This is a genomic window from Halorubrum kocurii JCM 14978, assembly GCF_000337355.1.
In the GTDB taxonomy this organism is placed as follows: Archaea; Halobacteriota; Halobacteria; order Halobacteriales; family Haloferacaceae; genus Halorubrum; species Halorubrum kocurii.
The window spans coordinates 15,064-28,960 of the sequence record NZ_AOJH01000097.1 but is presented as its reverse complement, the minus strand read 5'-3'; the positions used below and the strand labels follow the sequence as shown (position 1 = coordinate 28,960).

The 13,897-nt window shown below is 66.6% G+C and carries 15 protein-coding genes and 1 pseudogene; 6 read left to right on the top strand and 10 right to left on the bottom strand.

The genetic code is table 11. The features are described from left to right. The first annotated feature begins 329 nt into the window (after nt 1–329). Entirely contained in the window at nt 330–1,100 is a 771-nt protein-coding gene (locus C468_RS15520; RefSeq protein ID WP_241431019.1) for a DUF7504 family protein, read from the top strand. A 17-nt stretch (nt 1,101–1,117) separates the two neighbouring features. Here the strand turns inward: C468_RS15520 and C468_RS15515 are convergent, their stop codons facing one another. After that, nucleotides 1,118–1,426 (bottom strand): hypothetical protein, encoded by a 309-nt coding sequence (locus tag C468_RS15515; protein WP_008849854.1) that lies wholly within the window; start codon nt 1,424–1,426, stop codon nt 1,118–1,120. A gap of 153 nt (nt 1,427–1,579) precedes the next feature. Between C468_RS15515 and C468_RS15510 the strand changes: the two genes are divergently transcribed. Further along, nucleotides 1,580–2,467 (top strand): DMT family transporter, encoded by an 888-nt coding sequence (locus C468_RS15510; RefSeq protein WP_008849853.1) that lies wholly within the window; start codon nt 1,580–1,582, stop codon nt 2,465–2,467. Between the two features lie 123 nt (nt 2,468–2,590). Further along, nucleotides 2,591–4,180 (top strand): GAF domain-containing sensor histidine kinase, encoded by a 1,590-nt coding sequence (locus tag C468_RS15505; protein WP_008849852.1) that lies wholly within the window; start codon nt 2,591–2,593, stop codon nt 4,178–4,180. Nucleotides 4,181–4,220: 40 nt separating this feature from the next. On the opposite strand, the gene C468_RS15500 is transcribed toward C468_RS15505, so the two are convergent. Next, complete coding sequence (locus C468_RS15500; RefSeq protein ID WP_008849851.1) at nt 4,221–4,718, bottom strand: SRPBCC family protein; 498 nt, start codon at nt 4,716–4,718, stop codon at nt 4,221–4,223. A gap of 118 nt (nt 4,719–4,836) precedes the next feature. Here C468_RS15500 and C468_RS15495 point away from each other — a divergent pair, with 118 nt between their 5' ends. Both C468_RS15495 and C468_RS15490 read left to right on the top strand, forming a co-directional pair. Then, nucleotides 4,837–5,763: a DNA-3-methyladenine glycosylase family protein gene (locus C468_RS15495; protein ID WP_008849850.1), complete on the top strand. Its 927-nt coding sequence runs from the start codon at nt 4,837–4,839 to the stop codon at nt 5,761–5,763. Nucleotides 5,764–5,853: 90 nt separating this feature from the next. Continuing rightward, complete coding sequence (locus C468_RS15490; protein ID WP_049912275.1) at nt 5,854–6,264, top strand: DUF555 domain-containing protein; 411 nt, start codon at nt 5,854–5,856, stop codon at nt 6,262–6,264. 153 nt (nt 6,265–6,417) lie between these two features. Here the strand turns inward: C468_RS15490 and C468_RS15485 are convergent, their stop codons facing one another. From C468_RS15485 to C468_RS15455, 6 genes and pseudogenes are all read right to left on the bottom strand, one after another. Then, on the bottom strand, nt 6,418–6,651 hold the full coding sequence (locus tag C468_RS15485) for a UPF0058 family protein (RefSeq protein WP_008849848.1): 234 nt from the start codon (nt 6,649–6,651) through the stop codon (nt 6,418–6,420). A 258-nt stretch (nt 6,652–6,909) separates the two neighbouring features. After that, on the bottom strand, nt 6,910–7,089 hold the full coding sequence (locus C468_RS15480) for a DUF7836 family putative zinc-binding protein (protein ID WP_008849847.1): 180 nt from the start codon (nt 7,087–7,089) through the stop codon (nt 6,910–6,912). A 99-nt stretch (nt 7,090–7,188) separates the two neighbouring features. Next, nucleotides 7,189–8,252, bottom strand: a pseudogene (locus C468_RS15475) (transcription initiation factor IIB). A 325-nt stretch (nt 8,253–8,577) separates the two neighbouring features. Continuing rightward, nucleotides 8,578–8,886: a hypothetical protein gene (locus C468_RS15465; protein ID WP_008849844.1), complete on the bottom strand. Its 309-nt coding sequence runs from the start codon at nt 8,884–8,886 to the stop codon at nt 8,578–8,580. A gap of 97 nt (nt 8,887–8,983) precedes the next feature. Next, nucleotides 8,984–9,265, bottom strand: coding sequence for a winged helix-turn-helix domain-containing protein (locus tag C468_RS15460; protein WP_008849843.1), 282 nt, complete (start codon nt 9,263–9,265; stop codon nt 8,984–8,986). Nucleotides 9,266–9,505: 240 nt separating this feature from the next. Next, nucleotides 9,506–10,768, bottom strand: coding sequence for a Zn-dependent hydrolase (locus C468_RS15455; RefSeq protein ID WP_008849842.1), 1,263 nt, complete (start codon nt 10,766–10,768; stop codon nt 9,506–9,508). A 103-nt stretch (nt 10,769–10,871) separates the two neighbouring features. Here C468_RS15455 and C468_RS15450 point away from each other — a divergent pair, with 103 nt between their 5' ends. Next, a complete protein-coding gene (locus tag C468_RS15450; RefSeq protein WP_049912276.1) occupies nt 10,872–11,084 on the top strand; it encodes a PLDc N-terminal domain-containing protein in 213 nt (70 codons plus the stop codon). Nucleotides 11,085–11,317: 233 nt separating this feature from the next. On the opposite strand, the gene C468_RS15445 is transcribed toward C468_RS15450, so the two are convergent. Both C468_RS15445 and malQ read right to left on the bottom strand, forming a co-directional pair. Then, nucleotides 11,318–12,349, bottom strand: a complete 1,032-nt coding sequence (locus C468_RS15445) for a sodium:calcium antiporter (RefSeq protein WP_008849840.1) — start codon at nt 12,347–12,349, stop codon at nt 11,318–11,320. A gap of 4 nt (nt 12,350–12,353) precedes the next feature. Continuing rightward, the gene (malQ, locus tag C468_RS15440) at nt 12,354–13,844 is read right to left on the bottom strand and encodes a 4-alpha-glucanotransferase (protein ID WP_008849839.1); all 1,491 of its coding nucleotides are present in this window, start codon (nt 13,842–13,844) and stop codon (nt 12,354–12,356) included. Nucleotides 13,845–13,897 lie beyond the last annotated feature (53 nt).

Genomic DNA, 13,897 nt, shown 5'->3' with positions numbered 1-13,897 from the left:
GTACTGGAGTGAGCGATCCTCTGGGAACCGCGGTTCGCCGCCTGCCCATTCATACGGGAGCATACTCCCACACACAGCCCACGGACGCGATGTCCGTGGGCTGTGTTCATGTATCGCGAGCGGAAGTGCCGGGAGGCACGCGCGACCGAGTTTCAGGTTGTGAAATTCTCAATATTGAGTCGTACCCCCATAAGTTTATCCGCTTTGTCGATGAAGGGAACGTAAAGATGCCCGTTCCGACGCAGTCTCGTCGCGAATTCGCGGTGCGTGTGTCCGATCGCGGACGACCACCGATCCGTGACGGCCCTGTGCCGGACCGTGTTATTTCTGTGTTATTCGGAACGGGAATTGAGGAGTGGCGACGTGGCTGGCGTCGGACCGCTGGGACGGTACCGGAACGGGAGGCGGTCGTTTCGGCAAGCGACCACACCCGAGGTGCCGCGACGACGACCCAAGTCGTGCCGGATCAGCGGCTCGCGTATACCGTCCTCGGTGCGCCGGCCGGGATTGAGCGGATCCTCGATGCGGTTGCGGAACACTTAGTCGACGCACGCGGGTTCGGACCTGCCGTGATTATCGATGATGTCGAACCGCTGTTGGCCGACCGCGGTCGAGATGCGGTGAGTGCGCTCGTCGACGGGTTGCGAGCTCGACTCGATGGGTATCGAAGTACCGTCGTGATCGGCTGCTCGTTTACAGAGCAGACGGCGCCAATCGTCGCATCGCTGTTCGATCCCGTCGACGACGTCGATCGGATCGATCACTCGGTCGCCGCAGTTCTCAACGGACTTCGACGGGATGACCCAACGACATATGGCTACGTTCGCCGTCACTGGGCGGAAGCACGCGATGGTATCGAGCGGTGCGAGCGGAACTATCCGCAGGCGAGGCAGATTCATGCCGCGCTTTCCGAGCCGGAGACGACGCCGCGAACGCTTGGGACGGCCCTGTCGGGACTAGTCACACTCGATGTCTTGGATACGTGGAGCGAGACCGTCGGGCCGACGCGGTACGATCTCACCGCGTATCGGCCTGCGCGTATGTGGGCCGTCGGGGCGACGGTTGCGGTCGGCGAAGACAACGAGATGAGCAGCGAGTGACGAAGGCGGCGGTCGCTTCACCCGACGGTCTCTTGCTCGTCGTCTTCAGCGCCGGGTGCCGGAGGGGCGAGGTCGTGTGAGACTACGGTTCCGTCGGGCTCGAGCGTCACCGTCCCGAGTGTCGCTGTTTCACCGGTTCGATAGCGATCGGCAATGGACTCGAACACCGACTGACGATCGAGTCGCTCCCAGACCGTCTCGGCGACGAGTGACTGGAACGCTTCCGGGTCGGTCCAGCCGGAGTCGACGTCTGACGGGACGCCCACAACGAACTGGAACTCCTCCTCCGTGAGATGGATCCCGACCCCGAACGTGTCTGCACACATGGCATGGCGTTCGTTCTCCGTTTGCAAATGGCCATCGGAAGCGTCGGTGCGACCCGGTCGGCGGCTCCGACGCATGGCCGAGCTGGTTCCGGCTCGCTTCAGGAGATCCCGAAACCGGTAACGGAAAGCGATTGGAACCGAAGGCACGAACGGATGTCGACCGATCCGCGCGTCCCGCCGACGGTCGGGCTTGTGGTCGCGGTGACTGCCGTGAGCGGCGGGGCGATTCTTGTCCGCCTCAGCGACGCGCCGAGCACTGTCGCCGCGTTCTATCGAGTCCTCTTTACGACGCTACCGCTGGTCCCGATTGCACTCTGGCGCTATCGGACACACCTCGCCGGAATCACCCGCAGAGACCTGGGGTTCGCGACGCTTTCGGGGGTGGCGCTCGCGCTGCACTTCGCTGCGTGGTTCGAGAGTCTCGCGTGGACGAGCGTCGCCGCGAGCGTGACGCTCGTCCAAGCGCAGCCGGTGTTCGTCGCGCTCGGTGCATGGGTCCTGTTGCGCGAGCGCGTGACGGCCCGGATGGCCGCTGGTATTGCGATCGCCGTCGCCGGGATGGCGGCGATGTCGCTCGGCGACCTTCTCGGTGGCGTGCTCGTGGGGCCGCGACCGATCTACGGGAACGGCCTGGCGCTTTTCGGGGCCGTGATGGCCGCCGGGTACGTGCTCGCCGGACGGTCGCTCCGTCAGCGGGTCGCGCTGGTTCCGTACGTCGTGGTCGTCTACGGGGTCTGCACGCTCTCGCTTCTCGGTATCGTCCTCGTTGAGGGCCACGGGCTGACCGGGTATCCGCCGAGCGAGTGGGCGATCTTCGTCGGTCTCGCCGTCGGACCGGGGCTGCTGGGACACACCGTGGTCAACTGGGCGCTCGCGCATCTCGAGTCGAGCGTCGTCTCCGTGTCCCTACTTGGCGAACCGGTCGGGGCGACAGTTCTCGCCTTCGTGTTCCTCGCGGAGGCCCCCACGACGTTCACGCTCGTCGGTGGGGCCGTCGTGCTCGCCGGAATCACACTCACTGCGACCGAGAGCGACCCCTGACCGCCCCAGATCGCGTCTCTCGAAGGCGTCGCGACGTCTGTCGCCCGCCGACGCGGAAACGACGTTCTCGAAGCCGATATTTACAGGTGAAAGTTCAAATGCGATTGGTGATGATATTGCCGTATGAACCGGCGGTCCGCCGTGACGTACGTCGGCGACGACCCGGACGTGCGGGCGCGTGTGTCACGCGCGGTCGATGCGGCGTGGGGCGGCTCTCTGACGCCGAACGTTCGAGCGATTGCGACCGATGCACTGGTGGGGACGGCTGAGGACGCCGATCTGCGGTCGCTTGGCGACGCCTGCGGTATCGTCACGACCACCGAGGAGGCAGCGAGGGCGGCGGTCGCCGATCGCCTCGCGGCGACGCCGAAAAGCGTCCCGGTCATCGTCGTTCTCAAGGCGGCGACGACGGACGCGTTCCGCACCGCACTCCGGGCCGGCGCCGCCGATGTCGTCATCGGGCCGTCATCGGAGGAACCGGTCTCTGACCCCGAGGCCGACCCGCTCGTCGAGCGACTGCTCAACGCGGTGGAGGCGGAACGAGTTCGGTTCGGGCCGGACGACGCCGCCCGGCTCCGGGAAGTCCTGTTGGACTCCGGGTCGACGCTGATGAGCACGCGGTCGGACGAGGTCGATACGAAGATCAGGTGGACAATAGAGAACGTCGGCGAGCACGCCGAGCTCGACAGGATCGTCTGTTACCTTCGGCACGCTGAGACGTTCGAACCGACGTACAGTTGGTGTCCGGACGGGTGCGATACCGCACCGCAGCCGCTCGAGGGATTTCCCGACGCTGAACGCCTTTCGACGTTCGAAAACGTTGTTTGCCCGTCGGTCCCGACTGCATCGACAGAGGCTTCTCAGGAGGAGAACGATGGCACGCACGAGGGGACGGGCGATCGACCGGCGACCGTCCACGTTCCGCTCGTTGCTGACTGGGACCTGGTCGGCGTGATGGCCTTCGAAACCGACGCTCGCCGGGTGTGGACCGACGAGGAGGTGGACCTCTATCGAACGTTCGCGGACTTGATCGCGTACACGATCGGGCGTAACGACCGTCGACTGGAACTCCGCCGGCAAACGGAGCAGCTCGAGCAGTTCAGCGCCGTCGTTTCACACGACCTCAGGAACCCGCTCAACGTGCTCTCTGGGTACATGGAACTGGTCGAGAGCGAAGTCTCACGGTCGACGTACGAGCCGATGGACCGGGCGGTGACCCGGATGGAGTCGCTTATTGACAACCTCCTGATGCTGGCGAAACGCGGGGAGGCGATCGGGGAGACCGAGCCGACGTCGGTGGCCGGTATTGCCGAGAAGGCCTGGCAAACGGTCCGCGCGCCCGACGCGACGTTGACGATCGCCGACGATATCGGTCGGGTACACGCAGATTCGACCCGACTTCGACAGGCCTTCGAGAACCTCTTCAGGAACGCCGTCGACCACGGCGGCCCGGGCGTCACCATTGAGGTCGGATCCCGAACCGGCGAAGGCGGAGACGGGGTATACATCGCCGACGACGGACCGGGCGTTCCGCCCGAGGTACGCGAGTCGCTGTTCGACCCCGGGTTCTCGACCGCTGACAGCTCGGGTATCGGACTCGCGATCGTCGCCCGGATCGTCGACGCCCACGGCTGGGAGATAGATGTCCAGAACGACGACGGCGCGGTGTTCGAGGTCTCTTTCGAGGCCGAACGGATCACGAAGCCGGCGTGAGTCCCCGCTGAGCCGTTCGGCGCCCCCTTCCGCCACCGAGCTACGGCTCGAACTGAGCGGTCGTTCGGCGGTGTCGGTCTCGGAACATTCCCTCGAACCCGACCTTCGCGAACGGGCCGGCCGCGTCTCCGAGCGGGCCGAACGGGAGGCGGTACACGACGGTGTCGACGAGTAACGTCTCTTCGCCGTCGGCGTAGAACGCGTGTGTGTGCTCCCACCGACGGAAAGGGCCGCCGGACATCTCGTCGACGAAGTGGGCCCGATCGCCGAGATCTGACCCCCCGTCGGGATATCGCTCGGTGATCCGAGAGGTCCACCGCTGTCGCGGTCCGACGTCGAACGGCCGCATCGACATCGCTATTTCGGACCCTTCGACGAGCACATCCGGGTCCGGCTCCCCGTCCGGGCCTTCGACACCGCCGATCTGGAGGTTCATCCAATCGGGCGTGAGCTTGCGGAGCCCGTCGATCGTCGAGTGAAACGCCCACACTTCGTCGATGGGGGCCGGTACGCGGGTCGTTCGTCGATACGTCGGCATACCGTGCGTACGGGGCGAACGGAGAAAAACCCCTCTTCGGCGGTCATCTGCGCAATACGGACAGAGGGGATCCACCCGACCGAAACCCGCATACGGCCGCGGCGCCAGCAGATCGATAATGGAGCGAGGCGCACTCGACATCGCGGATCTGGCCGGGCCGTTCGATCTCCAGGCGACCGTCGAGAGCGGACAGAGCTACCTCTGGAACCGCGCCGACGGTGGGACCTACGAGGACCTCCACGCCCACGGCGGCGACGCGTGGTACGAGACGGTCGTCGATCCGATACCCGGGGTGACCGAAGAGCGGGTTCCAGTGCGGGTGCGACAGGAGGGCGGCGTCCACGACGGAACCCTTCAGTGGGAGTCGTCGGTGGATGCGGTCCCCCTCCTCACACACCTGTTTCGCCTCGACGACGATCTCGATACGATCCTCGGAGCGACCCCCGATCTCCCGCTTCTCGAGCGGGCGTACGGAGCCTACGAGGGGATGCGTCTCACGCGCGACCCCGTCTTCCCATGTCTGATTTCGTTCATCTGCTCGGCGCAGATGCGCGTCGCGCGGATCCACGGAATGCAGCGTCGGCTACGGGAGACGTACGGCGACACCCTCACGCTCGGTGGTGAGGAGTACAGCGTGTTCCCGACGCCGGACCAGCTCGCGTCTCGGACGGAGGGCGAACTCCGCGACCTCTCGCTGGGGTATCGCGCCCCCTACGTGCAGCGGACCGCGGAGATGGTCGCGTCTGGCGAGGCGCATCCTCGAGAGGCGGCAGCCCTTCCGTACGAGGAGGCGCGCGAGTCGATGACGCGATTCGTCGGCGTCGGCGACAAGGTCGCGGACTGCGTCCTGCTGTTCTCGCTTGGGTTCCTCGAGGCGGTCCCGCTCGACACCTGGATCCGGACGACGGTCGAGGAGTACTACCCAGACTGCGAGCGCGGGAACTACGTCGACACGTCGCGGGCGATCCGAGAGCGGTTCGGTGGGGAGTACGCCGGCTACGCGCAGACGTACGTGTTTTATTACCTCCGTGCAGGCGGCGAGTAGCCCGCTGCGGGCCGCTCTCCTGAGACGGCGTCCTTTGGGCGACCTGTCGGCCGAACTTTCATGCCGGTCGGCGTGGTACAGGGGTGCGTGATGGACTGCCGAGTCGTCGTCGAGGCCGCCGTTCCGGTGTACGACGTGGAGACCGCCGACGAAGCGGTCCGGATCGCTATCTCGAAGACCGGTGAGATGCTCAATCCGGACCTCAACTACGTCGAGATCGAGACCGGTACCCGCACGTCGCCCGGCGGCGAAGAGCTTCCGCCGGCGTTCATCGCCGCCGACGAGGCCCTCGTTGCGCTACGTCTCCAGATGGACGTGTTCAACGTGGACCGCGAGGAGCACGCGAGCCGCGTCGCACGCAAGGAGATCGGTCAGCGCCTCCGGAACATCCCGCTGAAGGTGCTCCAGGTTGAGGAGATGGAGAGAGAATCTGCGGAGCGATCGACGGCGGAAGACTCGGACGACGGCGACGTGAGCTCCGACGACGCGACCGACGCCTGAGACCAACGCGTCCCGTCTTTGCAGACATCGTCCGCGACGATTCGGGCGCCCGCGCTACGTCCGTTCGGCGCCGATCCGTCCTGATCGGAGCCCTCTCGACGCTAACGTGGTCACTGGAAACGTAGCGATCTGCCGGCAGGCGGCGAGGAAGATTCAGTCTGCGGTCGGGGCCAGCGGCTCCGACTCGGACTCGTCCATCGGCTCGGTGATTCCTTCGGTCAGCTTGAAAACAGCGGCTTTGTGGTCGGTCTTCGATTTATGAATCGATGTCGGTTTGACGCCGAGTTCCTCATACGCGTCGAGGTCAATGTCTTCGTCCCAGAATTCGCACTGTTTTCGTACTTCGGCGAGGAGGCCGTGAAGGTGGATGAGCTCCTGCTTCTTCATGAGTACCAGTCCTTTGCTACCGGAGGTTTATATTATTATCCTGAGCCACGTTATCATGATTTCTCTCGGTTTCCGCGTTTCGGAGGCAGAGACGCGTCTTTTCGCGTTATCGATCGGGAAGGTTCTCGGAGTCGCCGGTAGTCCGCCGACCGGCGAACGGTAAAAAACTCCGCACGTCGAAACGGTTCGTTCGGGGGCCTTCCCGATCGCGACGCCGTCGTCAGCGCTCGACCGACGACTGAACGAACCGCCCGTGAGCTACTGGAACTGCTTAACAGCCTCGAGGTCACGCTCGGTCCGCATGAACTCCGTCAATCGCCGCGTCGCGTGACAGTCGGGACAACTGAAGTTCGAACGGAGGCTCTGCAGGTCCGCGGGGTTGTCCTGCCACTCCTTGGTGCACTCCGGACAGACGAGTCTGACGAACGCATCCACCATGGAGCGACCTTACACGTGGCCGGGTTAAAAACGTACGTGGCGATTGGGACTGCCCTCTCACGCACAACAGAACCGGTGAGACGCCTCGGTTGCGACGGATCAGGCGGTTAATCCCTCACTCGCGTTGAGGAGCTCTTTGTACCGGTTCCGGATGGTGACCTCGGAGATGTCGGCGACCGCGGACACCTGACTCTGCGTCACCTTCTCGTTCGAGAGGAGCGCGGCCGCGTACACCGCGGAGGCGGCGAGACCGACCGGCGACTTGCCGCTGGTGATCCCGGCCTGTTTGGCACCGTCGAGGAGATCGCGCGCGAGACGCTGCGTCTCCTCCGAGAGATCGAGCCGCGAGACGAACCGAGGCACGTAGCTCCCGGGGTCGGCGGGCTGGATCTCCAGTTTGAGCTCCCGGATCACGTACCGGTACGTCCGAGTGAGCTCCATCTTGTCGACTCGGGACACGGCGGTGAACTCGTCGAGGCTCCGGGGGTTTCCGGCCTGCCGGGCGGCGGCGTACAGCGCCGCGGTCGCGACGCCCTCGATGGAGCGGCCGGGGAGCAGGTTCTCGCTCAGCGCGCGGCGGTAGATAACGGAGGCGGTCTCGCGGACGTTGTCCGGGAGCCCGAGCGCCGAGGCCATCCGGTCGATCTCGCCGAGCGCCTGCTTGAGGTTTCGGTCTTTCGAGTCGCGGGTCCGGAACCGCTCGTTCCAGGTGCGGAGCCGTTGCATCCGCTGGCGCTGGCGGGTGGACAGCGACTTGCCGTAGGCGTCTTTGTCCTGCCAGCCGATGTTCGTCGAGAGCCCCTTGTCGTGCATCATGTTCNGTAGGCGTCTTTGTCCTGCCAGCCGATGTTCGTCGAGAGCCCCTTGTCGTGCATCATGTTCGTCGTCGGGGCGCCCACGCGGGACTTGCTGTCGCGCTCGCTGGAGTCGAACGCGCGCCACTCCGGCCCGCGGTCGATTCCGTCCTGCTCGACGACGAGCCCGCAGTCGGTACAGACGGTCTCGCCGTGCTCCGTGTCGCTGATGAGGTTCCCCTCACACTCCGGGCAAGTGGTGGTCCGCTCGCTCGCCGACTCCGTCTCGTCCGTGGTCGACTCGGTCGCCTCCGTGGTTCGGTCCCGCTCCGTTTCGCCGTCGTACCCGCGTATGTGTGTCTCAGTCATGGTGTTCTCACCGATCGAACTCCCGACAAAAATACTGGCGCCGGGCTCGCCGATTCGTTAACCCTTAGTAAGTGTTGAGGGTATATAAATCTATCTCTCAGTATCTCACTGATGAGAAGTGAACGCGCCCGCGACCCCGGTATTCGCGCGTGTGGCGACCAGAGGGTCTCGCACCGCTCCGTCGAAGCGGCGTCAGGCGTCACCTGGAAATATATAAATCATGACGTATACGTCGGCCCGCACCGCCGCCGGTTCCGGAGAACGGTTCGGTGTCGCGGAACGAGCGGCGTCGACGCGGCGACGCCGATACGGGTCCGACTACCAGTCAGTCCCACGTGATCCACACGAGAAAGAGGAGGCCGGCGGTCTGGAGCACGTGCAGCGCCATCATGCCGCGCCACGCGATCGGCGGGACCGCCTCGGAGGCGAACCACGCGGACAGCGTCGGGTCGACAAGGTAAATGTACAGCGCGAACGCGTTCTCTCCGAGCAGAAAGACCCCGAACATCGCGAGTCCGAGGGCGTGTTTCGAGCGGAACTGCGCGTAGTTCCGCCCCCACACCCAGACGAGCGCGAGAAGCAGGGCGACGTTCACCCCCGCCGAGATCCGCGCTACGTCGAACCAGAGACTCATCGTACTCCTGCTATCGGCGGGGGGATATAACCGCTTTCCCAAATTCGTTCCCAATACGGTTCGGGCGCCACGGAGCCGGATCCCTCCGTTCGCCCCGTCAATCGGCGTCTGTCTGATCGATGATCGTTTCGATGGTGTCCCAGTGCTGGCGCGCCCGGGGTGTCGGTAGGTAGACGGCGCCGTACTCGTCGCCACTGCGCTGGACGACGTCGTTGTCCATCAGAACGTCGAGGTGGTGTCGGACGGTTTTGTAGTCCAGATCGAGGTCCTCGGCGAGCTGGTTCGCGTTTCGCGGGCGGTCGTCGAGCGCCCGCAACAGCCGGACGCGGTTGGATCCCCCCCGCGTTCCGGTTAGCACGTACCAGAGTGCCGCTTCCATCGTGTTTTGATCGTCGGCGCGCCACCTAACTCCACCGCTCCCGGAGGCGATCCCGGACGGAACTCGCGGCCCGTTACCGACTCCGGCTCACCGGGAACGCCGCTCGGTCCGAGTGCTCGGTGACCCGGCCGAGGCTCCGTTCGGACGGTCGGTTCCTCACGTCGGCCGATCGGGTGCTTCCTGCTCCACCGGCGTCTCGGCGAGCGACTCGCGAGAGGCCGCGCTCCTCGCCCGGTCGGGCTACTCGGTCGCAGCCCGCGCCACCGCGCCCGCGAGGACTTCGGTCGCCGCGGCGCAGTCCGCCCAGTCGGTCCACTCGCGCGGGCTGTGCGAGATCCCGTCGCGAGAGGGGGCGAACAGCAGCGACGAGTCGGTCACCGCCGCCACTCGCATCGCGTCGTGCGCGGCGCCGGAGTGGAGGTCGACCGCGGTCACCCCCGCCGCCTCGGCCGCGGCGTGCGCCGCGTCGCGGAGTCGGTCGCTCATCGGGGTCGGGGCCACGTCGAAGGGTCGTTCGAACGTCGCCTCGACGCCGCGCTCGCGCTCCAGCCTGGCGAGCGAGTCGCGCGCGGCGGCGACGATCGTCTCCATCGACTCCGCGGTCACGTCCCGCACGTCAACGCCGGCCTCCACGCGCCCGGGAACGACGTTGGTCGCGTTCGGCGAGACGGACAGCGAGCCCACCGTCCCGACCGCTGAGTCGCTCGATTCGTCGACTACCTCGTTCGCGGCGGCCTCCACGTCGAGCACGAACTCGCTCGCGGCCGCGAGCGCGTCGGTCCGGTCCTCCATCGCCGTCGCGCCCGCGTGGTTCGCCTCGCCCGCGATCGTCGCCTCGCAGTGGGTGATTCCGGTGATCGTTGTCACGACGCCGGCGTCGGCGCCCGCCTCCTCCAACACGGTGTCCTGCTCGACGTGAAGCTCGTAGAACGCCGCCCACGATGACGGGTCGATCCGGTCGCCGCCGCGGTAGCCGATCCGCTCCAAGGCCTCCCCCAGCGTCTCCCCAGCGTCGTTTTCGAGCGCGAGCGCCTCGTCGGAGTCGGTAACGCCGGTCGCGACGGCCGATCCGAGCAGCCCGTCGCCGAACGTCGCGCCCTCCTCCTCGGTGAAGCTCGCGACGGCGACCGGCCGCGCCGGCTCGACGCCCGCGTCCTGCATCGCGCGCACCGCCTCGAGCGCCGCGTACACCCCGAGCGGCCCGTCGAAGATCCCGCCCTCGGGGACGCTGTCGAGGTGGCTCCCGCTCGCGACGGGTGCCGCGTCCGGATCCGCGGAATCCGGGGCCCACGTCCCGACGAGGTTGCCGACCGCGTCGACGGCGACGTCGAGGCCGGCGTCCGCGAGCCGCTCGACCAGTCGATCCCGCGCCGCCCGGTTCGCCTCGCTCCCTGTCCGATTCGTCCGGCCGAGCTTCTCGGGGTCGTCGTACCTCACCCGCCCGAACGCCGCGTTGGCCTCCAGGTCCGCGCGGAGCCGCTCGGCGTCGACTGGTAGGTCCATGCCCGGATCGGGGGTCGACGCCTCAAAACGGTTCGTGGTCGGGTCGCGCGAGGCGCCCTAACTAACCAAAGACACTTGCCTTTCCTCCGAGTCGTCGGGCATGATGTCCCCGATACTTCAGGGAGGCGGAGCCGGCGTGCTCGTCCTCCTGTTCGGCCTCCTGATGCTGCTCGTACAGCTCGCAATCATCGTCTGGATCTACTCCGACGCGCAACAGCGGAGCGATCAACCCGCGTTCCTGTGGGCGATCGTCGCCTTCCTCGCACCGCTTCTGGGGCTGGTGTTGTACCTGATCATCGGCCGGAACCAGTACTGAAACGCGATTCAGTCGACGTTCCGTCCTCCGGTGCGACGCGGCCTGAAACAGTCCCTTGCGGAGTCCGCCGTCTGATCGATAGCGAGAGCAGACGTAGCAGGTCGTCGGTATTGAGGTGGTATCGAGGTAATATTGGGAATAGTATTGAGGTGGTATCGAGGTAATATTGGGAATAGTATCGAGGTGGTATCGAGATGGCATTTAAATAATCCCGACCGACGGCGACGAGTCTTTTAAACACCTTTCAGAACCGTCGTCGCCCCGATCGTCTCGGCGACCACCCACGCGATAAACAGGAGGTACGCGATCAGCAGGACCGACGACTCCCGCTCGGTGAGCGACAGGTCCGTCCGGAGCGTCGCGAACAGCAGCACGGTCGCGACGGTGAGGACGCCGAGCATCGGGACGGCGGTCGAGAAGTTCACGTCGACGCTCCCGACGATCAACACGCCGACCGGGATGGCAACGAGCAGGTCGAACGTGTTCGACCCTAGCACGTTCCCCAGGCTCGTTCCGCCCCGTCCCTCGCGGGCCGTCCGGACGCTCACGAGCGCGTCCGGGAGGCTCGTCGCCGCCGCGACGATCGTGATGCCGGCGAGGAACTCCGGGATCCCGAACGTCGACCCGAGCGACTCGACCGACCCGACCAGCCGCTTGACGGCGACGCCGATGACGAGCAGCCCGGCCGCGAGCTTCCCCCACTCGCGCCGGATCTCGACGCCCTCCCGGATTCGATCGATCGCCGCGTCGTCGACGTCTTGGTACTGGATGAACAGGTAGAGCCCGTACAGCGCGAGCGGGATCGCCGCGACGGGCCGGGTCAGCTCCCCCACGATCGGGTCCGACGAGACGGGGTAGTAGATGACCGCGAGCGAGAAGGTGACGACCAGCGCCGACACCGCGATCATGTAGAACTGCGCCTCCTTGTACACGATCGCCCGGCTGGACTCGAGGTCGCCGGCCGCCCCGAACCCGGAGAGTCCGGGGATGACGAGGACGTTGAAGATGGCGGATCCGACGAGCGCGCCCACGCCCATGTCGAAGACGCCGGTGGCCGCGGTGACGACCACGCTCGCGAACTCCGGGAAGCTCGACCCGACGGCGACGACGATCGACCCCTGGACGACTGCCGGTAGCCCGTAGTACCCCGAGAGCGTCTCTGCGGCTTCCTCTAACCAGCCGCTACCGACCCAGATGGCGCCGGTCGCGACGGCGATCACCGCGACGTGAACGACAGGGGCGTCCGGGAGGATCCCCCCGAGCATCGACCTACCTGATGTGCCGCCCGGCGAGCTCCCACAGCCGGTCCGCGATCGCGTCGTCGAGGGCCTCGCGCCGGACGCGCCACTCCCAGTTGCCGTCGAGGGTGCCCGGCTCGTTGAACCGCGACTCGCTCCCGAGACCGAGCAGGTCCTGTACCGTCGTCATCGCCAGCACGGCCTCCGAGGCCCACACCTCGTCGATGATCTCCCACTCGGTCGGGCGGTCGCCCTCGGCGCCGACGTTGTACCGGAAGCAGTCGCGCTGGCGCTCCGGGAGGTTCTCGAAGTAGCCGACCCACGTGTTCGTGTCGTGGGTCGAGGTGTAGCCGACGACCCCCTCGGGGTAGTGCATCGGCTGGTACTCGTTGCCCTCCGCGCACCAGTCGGCGTACTGCGGTACGCGCATCCCGGGGAAGCCGAACTCCGCCATCAGCTCGTCCATCGCCGGCTCTTCGAACCCGAGGTCCTCGGCGATGAACGGCGCCTGCCCAAGCTCGCGCTCGACGGTCTCGAACAGGTCGCGTCCCGGGCCCTCGGCCCACTCGCCGGCGGCCGGGTCGTCGCGGTCGGCCGGGATCGCCCAGTACTTCACGAACCCGAGGAAGTGGTCGAGCCGCGCCACGTCGGCGAGGTCGAACAGCCGTCGGAACCGGGCGATCCACCAGTCGTACTCTCGCTCGGCGAGCCGCTCCCAGTCGTAGACGGGGTTCCCCCAGCGCTGGCCGCTGTCGCCGGCGTTCGGCGGGACCCCCGCCACGGCCGCGGGGCGGTTCTCGTCGTCGAGCCGGAACGCCTCGGGGTTCGCCCACACGTCTGCGGAGTCGAGCGCGACGTAGATGGGGACGTCCCCGACGATCGACACGCCCTCGTCGTCCGCGACCGCCCGGAGCTCGCGCCACTGCCGGTCGAAGGTCCACTGAACGAACTCCCGAAACCGGACCTCCGTCGCGTGTCGCTCGCGGGCCGCGGCGAGCGCTTCTGGCTCCCGCGTCCGGAGCGGGTCGGGCCAGTCGACCCACGTGTCCTCGTCTCTCGCGTCCGAGACGGCCCTGAACAGCGCGTAGTCGTCGAGCCACGGCTCGCGCTCGCGGAAGGCGTCGAACTCGGGCGCCGCCTCGCCCGCCCCGGCCTCGTCGAACCGCTCGAACGCGGTCCGCAACAGCGGCTGTTTGTACTCGCGGACCGCCTCGTAGTCGACCCGGTCGTCCGGGAAGTCGGGGACGGGTTCGAGGTCCGACTCGTCGAGCCACCCGTCGTCGACGAGCCCGTCCAGGTCGATCAGGAGGGGGTTGCCGGCGAACGCGGAGGGAGACTGGTACGGTGACTCCCCGGCCGCGTCCATCGTCGGCCCGAGCGGACAGACCTGCCAGTGGCCGACGTCGGCGTCGCCGAGAAACGAGAGGAACTCTTCCGCGCCGTCGCCAAGGTCGCCGATGCCGTGTCTCCCCGGGAGCGAGGTGACGTGACAGAACACGCCGCCGGAGCGATCGAGTCGCATGCGTCAACCTGCAACCCCCACCGACTCAAGCGTTGCGTCCGTGCGACATCTCG

Excerpts from the sequence above, each read along its gene's own strand:
- C468_RS15485 (WP_008849848.1), bottom strand. The coding sequence starts at position 6,651 with ATGAAGAAGCAGGAGCTCATCCACCTTCACGGCCTCCTCGCCGAAGTA.
- C468_RS15500 (WP_008849851.1), bottom strand. The coding sequence starts at position 4,718 with ATGCCGACGTATCGACGAACGACCCGCGTACCGGCCCCCATCGACGAA.
- C468_RS15465 (WP_008849844.1), bottom strand. The coding sequence starts at position 8,886 with ATGAGTCTCTGGTTCGACGTAGCGCGGATCTCGGCGGGGGTGAACGTC.
- C468_RS15510 (WP_008849853.1), top strand. The coding sequence starts at position 1,580 with ATGTCGACCGATCCGCGCGTCCCGCCGACGGTCGGGCTTGTGGTCGCG.
- C468_RS15460 (WP_008849843.1), bottom strand. The coding sequence starts at position 9,265 with ATGGAAGCGGCACTCTGGTACGTGCTAACCGGAACGCGGGGGGGATCC.
- C468_RS15455 (WP_008849842.1), bottom strand. The coding sequence starts at position 10,768 with ATGGACCTACCAGTCGACGCCGAGCGGCTCCGCGCGGACCTGGAGGCC.
- C468_RS15490 (WP_049912275.1), top strand. The coding sequence starts at position 5,854 with ATGGACTGCCGAGTCGTCGTCGAGGCCGCCGTTCCGGTGTACGACGTG.
- C468_RS15445 (WP_008849840.1), bottom strand. The coding sequence starts at position 12,349 with ATGCTCGGGGGGATCCTCCCGGACGCCCCTGTCGTTCACGTCGCGGTG.
- C468_RS15505 (WP_008849852.1), top strand. The coding sequence starts at position 2,591 with ATGAACCGGCGGTCCGCCGTGACGTACGTCGGCGACGACCCGGACGTG.
- C468_RS15515 (WP_008849854.1), bottom strand. The coding sequence starts at position 1,426 with ATGTGTGCAGACACGTTCGGGGTCGGGATCCATCTCACGGAGGAGGAG.
- C468_RS15480 (WP_008849847.1), bottom strand. The coding sequence starts at position 7,089 with ATGGTGGATGCGTTCGTCAGACTCGTCTGTCCGGAGTGCACCAAGGAG.
- C468_RS15495 (WP_008849850.1), top strand. The coding sequence starts at position 4,837 with ATGGAGCGAGGCGCACTCGACATCGCGGATCTGGCCGGGCCGTTCGAT.
- malQ (WP_008849839.1), bottom strand. The coding sequence starts at position 13,844 with ATGCGACTCGATCGCTCCGGCGGCGTGTTCTGTCACGTCACCTCGCTC.
- C468_RS15450 (WP_049912276.1), top strand. The coding sequence starts at position 10,872 with ATGTCCCCGATACTTCAGGGAGGCGGAGCCGGCGTGCTCGTCCTCCTG.